Raw genomic sequence first — 14,414 nt, 5'->3', positions numbered from 1 at the left:
TTTCCTCAGCCGCAGCCTGCGACGTACTGGGGCTTGCCCTGTGACTGGGCGGACACGCCGCCAAGGCTTGTGAGCGTGGCTGGTGTGCTGTTCCGCCGGGGCGGAAGCCACCAGCGTTGAGCCGTTACGCCGCCGACGCAACCGCAGGATCACGATCACAGTCAGTCCAATCCAGGCGAAAGCGGCAAAGAAGACCAGCAATACCGTGGGGACCGTGTCCATGGCTCATAGTAGGTGCTGGGGATGTCCGGTTCCCCTGTCCACTCAAAAGGTTTACTAACCCGTAACTGAGGTGGAGGGACCGTTATCTGCTGATGATCTTCCAGCCGGGGCCACGTGCCCATCACGGAAATGTACTCACGACGGTCCGGTCCCTGCCTACACCCACAGAGGTCCGTTTTGGCGGAGCGTATCAGATCCGGCCTGAGGTGCTTCCACGCCGCCGGGCGGCAAGAGCGGCGAGGTCTCGGATCAGCCGCTGCACCTCGTGCTCCCGGCCGGTAGAGGGCTTAGCCTGCTGTGCAGGCCGCGGCCGAACAAGGGAATTTTTGGGCGGGCCGGGAACCGGAGCTTTCCCGCCACGTGCTTCCTCCACCAACGGTGCCCTGCTCATACGTCCCCCCTGACGTAGTCATCTGCTGTCTGCAAGTCACTCTAGGAAGCCCGAGGGACAAAGCGGAAGCACGTTTGCCCCTTCTTGGGGAACAATTGTGTCGATTTTGAGTTTCCGCCCTACAAAGCCACTGCCTGCCCGGGGTGACGGGATGGAACAGGCCTTAAAACAGCGGCCAGGGCACCGCCGGCATCCCGCCACTCGGAGCCGGAAAACGCCCTGCTGAGCGCAGCCGGGCGCAACGCGCGGCAAGCGAGGCAATCTCGTCGGCGCTGAGCAGGCCCGCCAGGTTTCGGCCCAGCTCACCGTGAAGTTCCTTGCTGACACGATCGATGCCTTCGTGCTCCTCAGGGGTCAGAGCCTCGCCCAGCCACCCCCACAGCACTGTGCGCAGCTTGTGGTCACGGTGAAACGTGAGCCCATGGTCCACGCCGTGCCGGTGTCCGTCCCACATGGCAAGAATGTGATCGCCCTTGCGGTCCGCATTGTTGACGACGACGTCGAACACCGCCATCCGCCTGAGCGCCGGAGAGTCCTCGTGGACGAGGGCGACCATCCGCCCGTCCTCATCCTGACCTTCAAGAACGTGTTTCCAACCGGTCTTCGGCACGCCGTCCGACGCAACGAGGTCCACCGCGTTCTGGCCGGGGTCAGTGTCCTGCCACAGCTGCACCATCCCTTTACCTAAGGGACCATCGCGCAGCCAGGTGCGCGGCACCACGTTCCAGCCAAGAACCTCCGAAACCAGGTAGGCGGCAACCTCCCGGTGGGCAAGGAAACCATCGGGAAAATCCCACAGCGGTTTTTCCCCGGCAACCGGTTTGTAGACGACGGTCGCGTCGCCGATGGTCCCCACGAAGGTGGCGTTCGACGCCGTCGTAATGCGCCCGGTTAGCGTCAGCTCCGCGGTCATCAGGTCGGGCGCGGACATTATTACACCTCGGGCAGAGTGCAGACGTGGCCGTCGGCGTCTACCGGGTATCCGCAGAGCGGGCATGCCGGACGCCCGGCGCCCACGACCTCACGGGTGCGCTTGGCGAATGCGCGGGCGGTGCCAACTGGCATCCGCACCAGCAGCATTTCGGGCACGTCAGCCTCGTCCTGATCAAGGGCTTCGTCGCTGCCATCAGGGTCGATATCGGTGATCGGGTAGGCCTCTATGACGACCTGGGCGGTCGTCGGGTCCCAGCCTAAGCTCATGGCGCCGGCCCTAAACTGCTCATGAACGGCCTCGAGCTGATCATTGTCCACCAGTTCTATGGGAGTACCGGTGGGAACACTGTGGGGGTTGCCCTCCAAGGTCAGAAGCTGGTCGAGGATTTCGTCGATTTTCTCCGCGAGCAGAGCCGACTGTTGCTTCTCCAATGCGACACTTACGATTTGGGTCCCGGCCCGCACCTGCAGGTAAAACGTACGCGCCCCAGGAAGGCCAATGGTGCCAACAACGACCCGATCAGGCCAGGCAAATTCATGAACACGTGTAGGCATACGAGCATTTTAGGCACATGAGGTTCAGAGCGCCCTTTGCCCTGCACCGCCTCCCACCGGCGCGTCGCTCGAGTGGACGCCGTTCGACAGCCAGGACAGATCCCCAGCGTCGGTGTTGGTCGCGTACACGCTCGGCCGGCTGGCGCCGTAGCTGACGATCGATACGGAGGCCGGCCCAACGTTTATGCGCTGGAACAGGTCGAGGTGCATGCCCAGCGCGTCGGCGACGATGGATTTGATGATGTCACCGTGACTCACCGCCACCCATACAGCTCCCCGCCCGTACTCGGCCTCGAAGGCTGCATCGTGGCGGCGAATGGCCGCTACCGCCCGAGCCTGCATGGCAGCCATGGACTCACCGCCGGGAAATACGACGGCGGACGGCTGCGACTGCACAGCCGGCCACAGATCCTCCGTGGCGAGATCACTGAGCGTGCGGCCCTGCCACTCGCCGTAATCGCACTCGGTGAGGTCGGGGTCCACCGGCGCGTACGGAGAGCCGGCCTGGCGGTCGAGGATGAGCTGGGCGGTCTGCCGGCAGCGCTCGAGAGGGCTGGAAACCACCCCAACTACGGGCACGCCCGCGAGCCGCTCTCCGGTCAACGCCGCCTGCTCGCGGCCGACCTGGTCCAGGCCGACGCCTGCGGCCCGACCGGCCAGCAGCCCGGTGGCATTGGCTGTGGTGCGGCCGTGCCGCACGAGAAGAACTGTCGCCATCCACCCAGCCTAACCAGCGTCCCTCGGTGAAGCCCGCCGTCGCGCGCTTAATTGTGGCGCCGCGGCTACCGGTGCAGGCGCTCCTGCCAGTCTGCCGGAACCTTGTCCGCCGGTGCAGGTGCCGGCTGCTCCGGCGGCCTGGATTGAGGATCCGGAAGCCGCGGGCCGCGAAAGAACTTCTTCGTGGTGTGCTCGTAAAACCAGTCCTCCCCAGGTTCAAAGGACCTGATGACGGGGTGACCGGCCGTGAGGGCGTGGAGACTGGCATGTTGCGAGGGTGATGAATCGCAGCATCCAATGTGGCCGCATTGCGCACACCGGCGCAGGTGCAGCCACCATCCCGGGCCGTCACCGCCGAGGCACTCCAGGCACCCGGGTCCACTGGGTGTGGCGCCGAGGCTGATTCCTGGGATATGGCGCTCCTCCATGGGGTCCTCCATTTTCACCGCGCTCCGGTTCTGCTCAGGTCATCCTGCCTGCCCCGCATCGGGAGCTATTCTGACAGAGTCTTCGCGCCCTTGTCGCCGGTGTCCCACCGCGAGTATCGTGAGCGCCACCGAACCATTGAACCGGAAAGACAACGGCCATGGAGCACTCGGTTCCGATCATGCTGGTTGCCACGAAAGACCCGACCTCTCTGCGCATTCTTGAAGACGAGTTACGCCGGCGGTACGGTGCCGACTACGAGGTGGTGGCCTGCGCCGACCACGCCCACGGGCGGGCGGTGCTTGAGGGGCTCCGGCGCTGGAACCGCCCGGTCGCCCTCATCCTCGCATGCTACGGCCCGGCTGACCGGGGTGGACTCGATTTCCTGAGGCGTGCGTATGGCATCCACCCAGCCGCCAAGCGGGGTGTTGTGGTGACATGGGGTGACTTCGCCAGTGCCCCCACTGTGTTCCAGGCAGTCGGGCAGGGGTACGCCGAACTGGTGATCATACGTCCCGAACGTTCGCGCGACGAAGAATTCCATGGCGCGATCACTGACGCCCTCGACGACTGGCACCTGGCCCAGGGGGTTTCGTTCGAGGCCGTCCGGCTGGTCGGGGAGGTCGGCGACGAAAGGACTCATACGTTGCGCGACTCCTTGAGCCGGAACCACATCCCGGTGGGCTTCCACCCAGCAGGATCCGAAACGGCGCAGCGCACGCTGGAAAGCGTGGACCTGCGGGACCCCGTGCTGCCGGTCATGGTGCTGGATTTCACCGTTCCACCAATTGTCCTTGAGAACCCCAGCGACCTTGAGATCGCCGAAGCGATGGGGGTGACGCGGCCGCCGCCGGCGGACAAGATTTTCGATGTGCTGGTGGTGGGAGCTGGTCCTTCGGGTCTTGCGACCGCCGTTTATGCCTCCTCCGAGGGCCTGTCCACCATGGTGGTGGAGGGGGAAGCTGTGGGGGGCCAGGCCGGTACCAGCTCATTAATCCGCAACTACCCTGGCTTCTCCCGGGGTGTGAGTGGCGCGCACCTGGCCTACCGCTCCTTCCACCAGGCCTGGACTTTGGGCACTGACTTCCTGTTCCTGCGGAAAGTGGAGGGGCTCGAAAGCGAGGGGGCTTTGTACGTTGCTTCAATTTCGGATGGCAGCGTCGTGCGCTGCCGCACTGTCGTGGTGGCCACCGGAGTGGACTACCGCCGCCTCGGCCTGCCTCAGCTGGAGGATCTGGTGGGCAGGGGCGTCTTCTATGGCGCCACGGTCTCCGAGGCCCCGTCAATGGCGGGGAAGCACGTCTGCGTCGTGGGCGGCGGCAATTCGGCCGGACAAGCGGCGCTGCATCTGGCGAAGTACGCGAAGAAAGTGACGCTGCTGGTGCGCGGGCCCTCGCTGTCGGCCAGTATGTCGGAGTACCTCATCTCCCAGCTTGGGGCTACCCGCAACGTTGCTATCCGCTACCGCACCAGGATCGTGGGGGGCCGTGACCAGGACGGATTCCTTTCCGCCGTCAAAATCTCTGCAACGGGAGCGCATGAGTCAACCCCGAGCGAGGAAATTGAAGCCGGCGGCTTGTTCGTGCTGATCGGTTCGGTGCCGCGGACCGCCTGGCTGCCCGACGCCGTCGAGCGCGACCCCGCAGGCTTTCTGCGCACGGGAGTCAGCCGGGAGGTCAGCGACGCCGGGCCTGTCACGTCGGGGAGGCCTCCGTTGGCGCTGGAGACCAGCATGCCCGGCATTTTCGCCATCGGCGACGTGCGGGCCGGTTCGATCAAAAGAGTGGCTACCGCAGTCGGCGACGGGGCCACGGTGGTCTCGATGCTGCACACCTACCTCGCCGAGAACCCCCTGCCTGCCCCGCTCCCTGCCCCTGCTGAGGCACCCCTATCGGAGGAGTTGCCCGGCGATGCCGGCTTCAACTGAGGTCACACCCCTCATCCCGCCGATGCGGTGGCTGCTCTACGCCGCTGCATTTCTCGTGTTTCTTGCCGGGCTCGTGTTGTTCGTGTTTCCGCTCCGGACTGCGGAGTGGTTCGCATGGACAGTCAATCCGCCCATGACCGCGGTCTTCCTCGGGGCGGCTTACTGGGCGAGCGCTGGCCTGGAGGTGACAGGCGCCCGCTCAGCGACTTGGGATCTGGCGAGGCTGGCAGTCTGGCCCGTGTTCATCTTCACGACCTTGACTTTCGGAGTCACCCTGCTTCATCTCGATCGCTTCCACCTGTCCTCAGACACTGCCTTCCTTGCCCAGTTAGCCGCCTGGGCATGGCTGGCAATCTATGCCATTGTGCCCGTGGCCATGCTCGCCGTCAGCTGGATGCAGGTCCGGTCCCGGCCCCCGGCTACCAGAACCGCAACGGCGGGACGGCCCGTGCTGCCCCCGGCGCTCCGGTTGCTTTTGGCGGGAATCTCCGGGGTGCTGCTGCTATATGGCTTGGCGCTCCTGGCGATTCCCCTTCAGGCCGCAACCTGGTGGCCGTGGCCACTGTCCGAGCTCACCGCGAGGGCGATCGGCGCGTGGCTTGTCGGTCTTGGGTGGGCGGCCGCGCAGGGACAGTTGAGCCGCGACCTGAGCACCGTCCGGCCCGTGGCCGTAACGTCCGTTGCCTTCGTCATTCTGCAGGCGCTCGCACTGCTGCGGTACGGCTCCGCCCTGACCTGGTCAAGCGCCCCGGCGATCGGTTTCGTAACCGTGCTGCTTGCCATTGGAGTAGCGGGCGGATGGGCGCTCGCACTAACCCGTGACCGGGCAGCCCGAGCTAGGTAGAACAGCTGCGCATCACCCCTGGCGAGCCCAGGGGCGACGTGAACCGGGGACGACGAGGGGAGTCGCAGAGACAGCGCGGGACGCTTCAACCGGCAGCGGTTACGCGGACTCCGCCCACTGCCCCTGTCCAGGGCGTATCGCCCGGGCCGGGCAGCACCAGATGAGTGAAGACGTACGCCTCCTGAAGTTCAACGACTCGCGAAGAAGCGCCAGTGCAGTCCAGTGCAATCTCGGTAGGACGGAAGGGAGCGCCCGGATGCTCTTGTCCAACGGCGACCTTCGCTCCGGGAGCACCAACGCAGGCTGCGGTGACGGTGTACTGGCCGGCTGCGGGCACCTTCTCGGTTTTGCCAAAGCCCCGGACGGGGCCGTCCAGTGGCCCCACTTCGAAAAGGAGGGCCCGGCCCGGAGACGCCCGCAGGAGACGGTACAGCTCAGCGTAGTTCTTGGCCTCCTGCTCCAGGATCTGTGGGTCGCTGTAGGGCTTCGGTGCCCCTGTTGCCGGCGCCGAATCAGCTTGTGTCCGCACGGGCCCGGAGGTGGCGGCTGTTGTCTGTACGGGATCAGGGTAGTCATAGACACACGCTGATGTACCTGCGAGCAGGATCAGCGGCCACAGGGCAAACGCCCGCCGGTGCCCTGTGTTCTTCCTCGCCACACTTCCATAGTGGGCAAGCCTTCTGTTCAGTACAACCACCACCCGGCTAATTCGACCGCCGGGGCTTACTTCGACGTGAAGTCAGGGGTCTTTGGACACCGCTTATCTCTTGCAAGCGTGCCCCCTGCCGTCCATCCTTTCTGTAACCGTCATTGAAGCCTTGGTGAGGTGGCCGATGCTGCAGCTTGCCCCTGGCGTACGCCAGTTATCCGGATTCCCGCGCAACCAGATCAACATCTATCTGTTGGGGGACGTGCTTGTGGATGCAGGAACTGTCGCCGCGCGGAACCGCGTCCTTCGACAGGTCAAGGGCCTGGGCCTGCAGGCAAACCTCATTACCCATGCCCACCCGGACCACTTCGGCTCATCACGGGCCATCCGAGCCCGCCTCGGCATACCAATCTGGGCAGGCGCCGCGGACCGAGGGGCGATCCAAACGGGGACCACGGCGGCCGGAGAAGGTCGAGGATCCCGTTTCATGTCCAAAATTCCGCTGGCGCCGGCATGCCCGGTGGACAGGGAACTCAAGGAGGGGGACAGGGTGGCAGGGTTCACGGTCCTTGAAGTGCCGGGACACTCGCCGGGCCACATCGCCTTGTGGCGTGAATCCGACCGGGTACTGCTGTGTGGGGACGTCTTCTTCAACATCCGCCGGCTGTCCAGGCCTCCGAACTTCGTTACGTGGAAGCCTGAACTCAACCGGCAGTCCATGAAACGGCTGGCGGATCTGCGCCCAAGACTCGTTCTGTTCGGCCACGGCGCGCCAGCCGTTTACGGACCAGGGGAACGGATGCCTGTGTGATGACGACAACGCCGATTGCGGATTGCGCGGACTCTTTTCCCCGTTGCTGGCCTAGAAACTGGTCACCAGCTCGCCGAGCACCTCTTCGAGTCTTTGTGGATCTGTCGCGTCATAGTAGTGGGCCCCGCTTGCCCTGGCGATCTCCAGCAAAGTGGGGACATCCGCGTCAGGCCCGTAAGCGAGCGTAAAGACGAGCACCGGCGTCGAGTGGTTCTGGTGGCTTAACTGTTCTGCGAGCCCGCTGAGGTCTCCCGGATGCGTCGTATCGTTTTTGCCGTCGCTCAAGAGCACGATGGTGTTGATGTAGGTGTCCTTGTATTCCCTGGCCTGGTCGCCGGCGAAGCGGCTCACCGCCTCAAAGAGAGGCGTGGCATCGACGGCCTGGAGCTCGTTGAGCTTTGCGATGAGGTGGTCCTTGTTCGTCTTGAACGGGGCAACCGGGCTTACGACGCCGGGCGTCAAAGGGCCGTCCCCCACTTGGGAGAAAGCGGCAAGGCCAATTTCATCCTCACCCACAAAATGGTCCAGTGCTTTCAGAACGGCATCCTTCGCCCGCTGCAGCTTGGTCAGGCCGGGCTCCTGCACCATTGACTCCGAAATATCGAGCAGGAACAAGGCCCTGGCCCGCTTTCGGACCTCGGGGAAACTGCCCTGAAGGCCAGAAAGCACCTCCGACCTTGGCAGCGGCAGTGGCTGAAGCGTCTCCGCGTATCGGCCCACTCCGGCCACCCCGGCATCCAGCTTGCCCTGAATTGTGCGGTACCCGGACGCCTTGACAACCTGCTGGCCCTGCTCAGTCACCGCGAACGCAAGGAAATCCTGGGCCGCCAAGCGCTGCTGGCTATCCACCCATTCACCGTCAAGAATGACAGCCGGGTTGTCAGCCACGTGCACCCCGTCGGAGGGATAGATGGCACGGAGGGGCTCCCGGGGTGGGGGACCGGTTTGCTGGGCCTTTCCGTCCTCGCTGAATACTCCCCGGTTGTAATCCCAAACGGATTTTTCGTCCACAATCACTGCGGAGAGGAACTCTGCGACCTTCCCGGCGTCATCAGCCTCCCTCGCATGCCACAGGAAATGCTCGGGGGTGGCCATGTAGTGGCTGGTGCCCAATTCCACGGCGCGCACCTTTTCCTTCAAGGAAGGAGTATCCAGGTCCATGTCGTCCAAGCCCCCGACACTGCCCCCTGCGGCGCCGTAGGAAGCTGCCAAGGCCATCAAGCCCGACGTCGAGACCAGCGGACTCGCTTTGCCGAACTTGAATTTCCCCCAGTCGCCGTGGCCGAGGCGTTCCCAGACATCTTGATCCTCGGCCATCCGAAAGACTTCCGACCACGACGGCGCTTTGCTGTCCCAACCAAGGGTTTTAGCCATCGTCTCCGGCATGGCCACCACCACAGCACTCCTGGCAAGGCTCACCGCCTCCGACGGGACGGGGCTTCCGGCCGCGTCCAGGGCTGCGAGTTGCAGCCACGCGGAGGAGTCCGGCAGCCACACGGAGGGCTTGTCACCGGCCGGAACGCCGGGAAACAGGGCCGCTGCCTTGCCGGCGGCTACCCCCGACTTTTCCTCGGTAACTGCCGGCGTCACGCACTTGCCGTCCACGCTGCGGGGTTTCGCGGTGTACTCCGCCGCCAGGGCCCGGACCATCCCGGCGTTTTCCAGTGAAGTAAGGATCTTCAAGGGAATGCACGGAGCTGCGCCGGCGACGGCGGCGGGACTGTCCTGTGCCAGCGGTTCTCCTGCTGCTGGTGGGCTGCCATTACCGCCGGAAGTCCCACCTTCGCCTGAAGAGGCGGGGAAGATCAATGCCCGCAGCACAAATGCGCCGCCAACGATGAGAAGTGCCACCGTGGCCGCAGCAGCCATCCAGATCCAGCGCGGATAAGTCGGGTCAGATGCTGCGTGCCGGCGGCCCATGCTGTTTCCTTTGTAATCCGCCGGGTTTTCCCGGTGTGAGTCCAAATATTGAAACTGGCCCGCGGCAGTCACACCGCGGGTGCGCGTAGCCCCCGCCCGGATGCCCCCCACAACTGGATACGCACTTTGAGGATAACCCCGACGGGCGCAAAGGAAGTGCTTGTTTCCAAACCCGTGAGGTCGCGCACCTTATTATGAGCTTGTCATATTAATAGCGTAAAGTTGAGTCAGGCGTAGGGGCCCTCCTCGGCGCCGGGCAACCTCCCCACGTATTTGCAGCCGCCCGTAGGCCTAACTCCCGGTGACCACCGTCCCTTATGGGAAACAGCCTGCACCTACTGCGGCCGGCGACGCCGGCAAGCCCCCAATAACCAGGAGACACCATGACTCTGCAGTCCGAACTGACCGTAAACCAGGAATTCCAGGCGACCATCAGGAACAGTGTGCCCCGGGGAGGAAGCTACGTCAGCCTTCCCACCGACCGCGAAGCCTCACCCCGCCTTGAGGGAAGCTACGTCTCCCGTCCCGGCGCCCTTTCAGGCAGCGCCAACAGAGCCCAGGGCACCTACGTGACGCTCCACTCGGCTCCCTTGGGAAAGACGGAAACCAGCTACACCCGAATCGGCTAGTCCGGCAAAGCACCGGAAAGATTCCCGGCGCTGGCAGGAATCTCCTTGTTGAGAAGTTTCACTTCGCAGGCCCACAATCAAAGGGCCCTCATTTAGTACCGAAGTGAACAGGAGAGGGGGTGGTGGGCATGCCTGCCATCCACGCCACCTCTGGCCAACACTCACGTCTTCGGACGGGAGCCGCCCTGATGACGCTTGCCGGGTTGGCCTTCGTGGCATACGCCGCGGTTTTTTTGGTACTCAACTTCACAGGCGCTTTCCTGGAGTTGGGCATCGGCCCGGATCAGGTGGACAAGGGGAAAGCTGATGTTGAAGCGTTCAGCCCGCAGCTGTCCCACTACATCAGCCACTTGCACATAGCTCTGAGCGGCTTCATAGCCGCAACCGGGCTGGCCCTTGCAGGCCTGTCCTGGTACGGAGTCCGCCGGGGAGAACGATGGGCCCTCACCACAGCCCTTATCGTCTCGGCCGTGGGACTCGCAGTGGCAGTCCCGGCCCACTACCCCTGGGGCTTTGCCACCCTTGGGCACCTGGGCCCGGTGTATCTCGCCGTCCTCCTTTTGGTGGTGGGGGCAGGGGCAGCCTATAAGGGGATGCGAAGCTCACGAGAACCAGCGGACGCCTAAACGTCTTCCTGCCTGCTGTAGGAGGATCCCGAGGCGGTGCGTTGCAGAAGTCCGAAGTCCACCAGATAGCGGCGCAGCAGCACGACGTCGTCCGTATAGCTGAGCAGCCGCTCATTGACCTGCTTCTCAGTCAGGCTCTCGCCCGGCTCCACGGTTTCGCTGGCAATCCAGGCCAAAAGCTCCCGGCGCTCCGACAGGTTGGCCGGATACCTCTCGATCCTGCCCAGCCGCATGAAGCGTGCCAACCCGGTCTGCGCCTGCCGCCGCGGCTGCTGAGCCAAAAGGTCCCGGAAGATCGACTCAGGCGCAACCAGTTCGCCGTCGGCATTCCGCTCAACCAGCCCGGATTCAACGAGCGCTGCGAGCGCCCTGTTTCGCCGTTGGTCCTTAAGGCCGGCAAGCACCTCGGGGAGCTTAGCGCCGAGCACAATTTGCGCGTGGGCAGTCCGGGCGTCTGGGTTGGCAAGAGTAGCCACCACCCGCCGCCAGTGCGGTCCGCCGTATCTTGCCCCCTTCGTCACCGCATTTTCCTCAGCTCAGGTCCTTCAAAATGGAGCGCGCTTCAAGAATCCGCCGCGCATCCTCCTGGGCTGCCAAGGCAAGCGCACTCACCACCTCGCCCCTCATGTGGCCGGAGGCGGCAATGATTTCGCGGAGTTCTGACACTGTGCGCGGCGACACCACGGCGCGGTGGATCATGGCATGGCAATTGGGGCACAGCGGTACGAGGTCAGCCACCGGGTCAAGCTGGTACCCGCCCTCGAGCAACGCCGGGGGCGCTATGTGGTGCACGTCGATGAAACCGGTGCCAAGGTCGCCGTAGGCAGCCTCGAAGGAGAAACCGCACGCCGCGCAGGCTGTTCCGTGGAATGCCAGGCACATCCGGCGTGCGTCAGGGTCCTGCTCGTAGCGGCTCACCTCCACAGTGTTCACAGCGTCTGGCGGGTAAGTTCCGGGAACCAGCTGAGGGGGCTCTTTTACCGCTGGCCCGTAGTCCCGCCACAACCGGCGAAGGTCACGGTCCGCTCCGGGCGGAACGGCGAGGACTGCCTGAGGCATGGCGTCCCTCCACAAGTCTTCGGGGAGGGCTGCAGTGAGGACCTCAGGCCGTATTTGCTCACCAAACGGGAGGAGTGCATCGAAAGCGACCGTGACGTACCAGTCTGTCGCGGCAGGCTCATCCAACTGCCTGGCCTCGGACGCTTCGGACATAACGACGCCATGCCCTATGAGGCCGGTGCCGGCGTCGCTGCTGCCCTGCAGCAGGAGCCAGGCCTCGGCTCCCACGGGAATGTCCGAGTGGCAGCCAACGCTCCAGCATTCCAGGACCTTTCCGGACCGCGCGACCTTCTCGACGACGGCACGGTAGTTCCAACGGTTCCGCTTACTGGGGTCCCACCCCAGAATTACTGCAGCCACCAGTCACCTGTTCCAGACACGCCCGGGTTGCGGCCCCATGGATTATCCGCGGAACCTAGATGGGTTCCTTGGCGAGCGCCTTGGTCTTGGCCGGCGTTTCGCGTCCGAGGCGTTCATCGAGGGTGACGCGCAGCCTGGCTGCTGCCACCTGAACGCGATGCTCGGCAGGGGTGGTTTTCCGTTGCGCCGGTTTGGCGGAAGTGCCGGTTCGGGGAGTATGGACGAAGCGGTGTTCAGATGATGCAGCGCTCATGGTCCAGCCTCCTTGATCTTGCCCTCATCAGTTGTTCCATTCTCGCTTATGTTGCCACCTGAGTCCACGAACATGAACTCCTGGTCCAGGCGGTCCTCCTGCCCGTTGTCATCGCTGGTGTCCTCACCTGCGACGTTTTTCCAGGCGATGTCGAATAACTCGAGTTCCTCGGTACGTGCCAGGTCGCTGCGTGCCAGGACTTCCAGGGTTGCCAGCCCCAAAGCCTTTGTACCTTCGTCCTCGTCCAGTGCCCGGTCCAGCGCCCACTGCGTTCGGCGCCACCATTCAGCACGGCTGTCCGCTTCTGTCTTCTGCTGCAGCGCCTGGGCATCCGCTTCCCGCTTTTGGTCCAACGAGGTCTTGTCTGCTGCCGTGCGTTGCTTGAGTGTGCGCCAGTTGATGTAGAAGGCGAGCAGGGCTGCGACGAGGACAGCCAACGGACCTAAACCGGCGAGGATAACCCACCAGTCGGCTGGCCCCGAGTGGACCACGACATCAAGCGGGCTGGGGGACGGGGCGGGAGTCACCCGGTCAGCCTATGCTGCCGCGGGGGTCGCGCCGGGGAGGAGCGCGGCCGGAAGACCCCTCGTTGGCCGCCGAGGCAGCCTTTCGCAGGCTCCTGCTAGTTGCCGGATACCTGCGACAGGACTTCGGCTGCACCTTGTGCAACCGTGACGACATCGAGGCCGCTGTCCCGCACAGCTTTCATGTCTGCGTCCAGAACTGCAGTGTCCGTGGTGTAGACGCTGCCGCCTATGTTCCCGCCCACCCCGTGATAGGACAGGATCAGCCAGGCGTTGTTCGCTTTGGCGGAGTCGATCCAGCCCTGCACGGTTTCCGTGGTCGTCGTCGCCTCAACGAACTTCACCCTCAGGTTGTAGGGGTTGTAGTTGGTGCGGGTGTTGAAGCCGGAGTCTTCCGTCCCGTCGTCATCAAAGGCGCGGTGATTGGTATACAGGTGGCGGATTGCTGCCAGGGTCGAGTCGCTGTATTCGGCATAGGGGAAGCGAAACTGGTGGCCGCTGACGGGCCGAACATCTGCCGCAACGCGGCCTCCCGTGGCACTGCTTGTCGATACCGGCAATCCCCCTAATCTTCCTGTTGAAGCCCCCGTTTCCGGCCCGGATTACCCATGAGGTGTCAGCGCCGGGAGACGAGCACAGGACCCTGCGCGTGGTGAAGTACCGCGTGGGCGATGGAACCGATGGTTTCCCTGACGAGCCCGCGGCCTTGTGTACCAACAACCACGATTGAGGCGCCCCGTGAGGCATCGAGGATGGCATGGGGGATGGAGGTGTCAGTGAGCAGCACTTCCTGGATGTCTGCCGCGGGGGCGAGTGTGCGTGCGGCCTGGACGGCGGACCGCAGGGCTGCCTCGGGGGCGGCTCCTGCTTCCGTGCCGGCGTGGAAGCGCTGGTAGCCGCCGGGGATGTGCCGGACATGAACGACGGCGAGTCTCGCCCTGGTTGCCGACGCCAGGGTGCACGCATCTTCCAGCGCAACCGGTGAACCTCCTTCATCAACAGCAACCACTACCGGACCATCCGGGCGGAGGTCTGGGCGGATGACAGCGACGGGACAGGAGGCCGTGGCAGCCAGCTCCAGGCTGACTGACCCTACGATCAGGCCCAGGAAGCCGCCGAGGCCCCGGCTTCCCACCACCACCATTTCCTGGCGCGCGGATATACCGGCGAGTTCCTGGGCGGGAAGGCCATGCAGCAGGGTGCAGTCAACCGCCAGCCCCGGCTCGGCAGCGTTGGCAAGGCTGAGTCCTTCCTCGAGGATGGCCTCGGCGGAGCGTTCCAGCCCGCTGTCTGAGACACCGGGAACAGGACCGAGGTGCCTGGTCAGCAGTGGCCATATGGAGCAATGCACCACATGCAGCACCCGGCCCCGAAGGCGTGCCTGCCGCGCTGCCCAGCGGACAGCCTCTGCGGCGGGGGTCGAACCGTCGTAGCCGGCAACTATGGCCCGTGCCTCCTGCATGGCTCCTTCGTGCTCCTGATGGTTGCTGCCTTTGGTTTGCAGGGCTTCCCCCAGTATCTACCCGCTGTCCTTCCCAGCGACAGCAAGTGCCTGACTTCGTGGCTGT

Annotated in this window: 17 protein-coding genes; 5 read left to right on the top strand and 12 right to left on the bottom strand. The window is 64.4% G+C overall.

What is annotated here, in order from left to right; all coding sequences use genetic code 11:
• Positions 1 to 776: 776 nt before the first annotated feature.
• The 4 genes from AC5RT4_RS03690 to AC5RT4_RS03675 all read right to left on the bottom strand — a co-directional run bounded on the left by AC5RT4_RS03690 (position 777) and on the right by AC5RT4_RS03675 (position 3,246).
• The gene (locus AC5RT4_RS03690; protein WP_494039860.1) at positions 777 to 1,544 is read right to left on the bottom strand and encodes an SCO1664 family protein; all 768 of its coding nucleotides are present in this window, start codon (positions 1,542 to 1,544) and stop codon (positions 777 to 779) included.
• Positions 1,545 to 1,546: 2 nt separating this feature from the next.
• On the bottom strand, positions 1,547 to 2,101 hold the full coding sequence (locus tag AC5RT4_RS03685; RefSeq protein ID WP_494104885.1) for a DUF3090 domain-containing protein: 555 nt from the start codon (positions 2,099 to 2,101) through the stop codon (positions 1,547 to 1,549).
• A gap of 24 nt (positions 2,102 to 2,125) precedes the next feature.
• The gene (locus AC5RT4_RS03680; protein ID WP_494039858.1) at positions 2,126 to 2,818 is read right to left on the bottom strand and encodes an MSMEG_4193 family putative phosphomutase; all 693 of its coding nucleotides are present in this window, start codon (positions 2,816 to 2,818) and stop codon (positions 2,126 to 2,128) included.
• Positions 2,819 to 2,883: 65 nt separating this feature from the next.
• Positions 2,884 to 3,246, bottom strand: coding sequence for a UBP-type zinc finger domain-containing protein (locus AC5RT4_RS03675; protein ID WP_494039857.1), 363 nt, complete (start codon positions 3,244 to 3,246; stop codon positions 2,884 to 2,886).
• 158 nt (positions 3,247 to 3,404) lie between these two features.
• Between AC5RT4_RS03675 and AC5RT4_RS03670 the strand changes: the two genes are divergently transcribed.
• Together AC5RT4_RS03670 and AC5RT4_RS03665 are read left to right on the top strand one after the other, a co-directional pair.
• Positions 3,405 to 5,171 (top strand): NAD(P)/FAD-dependent oxidoreductase, encoded by a 1,767-nt coding sequence (locus tag AC5RT4_RS03670; protein WP_494104884.1) that lies wholly within the window; start codon positions 3,405 to 3,407, stop codon positions 5,169 to 5,171.
• Positions 5,155 to 6,015: a hypothetical protein gene (locus tag AC5RT4_RS03665; protein WP_494104883.1), complete on the top strand. Its 861-nt coding sequence runs from the start codon at positions 5,155 to 5,157 to the stop codon at positions 6,013 to 6,015. The genes AC5RT4_RS03670 and AC5RT4_RS03665 overlap by 17 nt, the downstream gene beginning before the upstream one ends.
• A gap of 85 nt (positions 6,016 to 6,100) precedes the next feature.
• Here the strand turns inward: AC5RT4_RS03665 and AC5RT4_RS03660 are convergent, their stop codons facing one another.
• A complete protein-coding gene (locus tag AC5RT4_RS03660; protein WP_494039854.1) occupies positions 6,101 to 6,673 on the bottom strand; it encodes a hypothetical protein in 573 nt (190 codons plus the stop codon).
• A gap of 175 nt (positions 6,674 to 6,848) precedes the next feature.
• On the opposite strand from AC5RT4_RS03660, the gene AC5RT4_RS03655 reads away from it, so the two are divergent.
• The gene (locus AC5RT4_RS03655) at positions 6,849 to 7,475 is read left to right on the top strand and encodes an MBL fold metallo-hydrolase (RefSeq protein ID WP_494039853.1); all 627 of its coding nucleotides are present in this window, start codon (positions 6,849 to 6,851) and stop codon (positions 7,473 to 7,475) included.
• A 51-nt stretch (positions 7,476 to 7,526) separates the two neighbouring features.
• Here the strand turns inward: AC5RT4_RS03655 and AC5RT4_RS03650 are convergent, their stop codons facing one another.
• Positions 7,527 to 9,395 (bottom strand): vWA domain-containing protein, encoded by a 1,869-nt coding sequence (locus AC5RT4_RS03650; protein ID WP_494039852.1) that lies wholly within the window; start codon positions 9,393 to 9,395, stop codon positions 7,527 to 7,529.
• Positions 9,396 to 9,778: 383 nt separating this feature from the next.
• Between AC5RT4_RS03650 and AC5RT4_RS03645 the strand changes: the two genes are divergently transcribed.
• Positions 9,779 to 10,024 carry a hypothetical protein gene (locus AC5RT4_RS03645; protein ID WP_494039851.1) on the top strand — a complete coding sequence of 82 codons (246 nt, stop codon included), beginning with the start codon at positions 9,779 to 9,781 and terminating at the stop codon, positions 10,022 to 10,024.
• Between the two features lie 128 nt (positions 10,025 to 10,152).
• Entirely contained in the window at positions 10,153 to 10,650 is a 498-nt protein-coding gene (locus tag AC5RT4_RS03640; protein ID WP_494039850.1) for a hypothetical protein, read from the top strand.
• Here the strand turns inward: AC5RT4_RS03640 and AC5RT4_RS03635 are convergent.
• The 6 genes from AC5RT4_RS03635 to AC5RT4_RS03610 form a co-directional block, all read right to left on the bottom strand.
• Entirely contained in the window at positions 10,647 to 11,171 is a 525-nt protein-coding gene (locus AC5RT4_RS03635; protein ID WP_494039849.1) for a DUF2087 domain-containing protein, read from the bottom strand. The two genes, AC5RT4_RS03640 and AC5RT4_RS03635, sit on opposite strands and share 4 nt — an antisense overlap.
• A gap of 10 nt (positions 11,172 to 11,181) precedes the next feature.
• Positions 11,182 to 12,069, bottom strand: coding sequence for an HNH endonuclease (locus AC5RT4_RS03630; RefSeq protein ID WP_494039848.1), 888 nt, complete (start codon positions 12,067 to 12,069; stop codon positions 11,182 to 11,184).
• A gap of 55 nt (positions 12,070 to 12,124) precedes the next feature.
• Positions 12,125 to 12,322 carry a hypothetical protein gene (locus AC5RT4_RS03625; protein WP_494039847.1) on the bottom strand — a complete coding sequence of 66 codons (198 nt, stop codon included), beginning with the start codon at positions 12,320 to 12,322 and terminating at the stop codon, positions 12,125 to 12,127.
• A complete protein-coding gene (locus tag AC5RT4_RS03620; RefSeq protein ID WP_494039846.1) occupies positions 12,319 to 12,849 on the bottom strand; it encodes a hypothetical protein in 531 nt (176 codons plus the stop codon). The genes AC5RT4_RS03625 and AC5RT4_RS03620 overlap by 4 nt, the downstream gene beginning before the upstream one ends.
• A 95-nt stretch (positions 12,850 to 12,944) precedes the next feature.
• A complete protein-coding gene (locus AC5RT4_RS03615; protein ID WP_494104882.1) occupies positions 12,945 to 13,406 on the bottom strand; it encodes a polysaccharide deacetylase family protein in 462 nt (153 codons plus the stop codon).
• Positions 13,407 to 13,462: 56 nt separating this feature from the next.
• Positions 13,463 to 14,308, bottom strand: a complete 846-nt coding sequence (locus AC5RT4_RS03610) for a universal stress protein (protein WP_494104881.1) — start codon at positions 14,306 to 14,308, stop codon at positions 13,463 to 13,465.
• Between the last annotated feature and the right edge of the window lie 106 nt (positions 14,309 to 14,414).

It is taken from the genome of Arthrobacter sp. sptzw42, from assembly GCF_059089685.1.
Note: the sequence above shows the minus strand (reverse complement) of the source record. Positions and strands in the feature narration are given on the sequence as shown.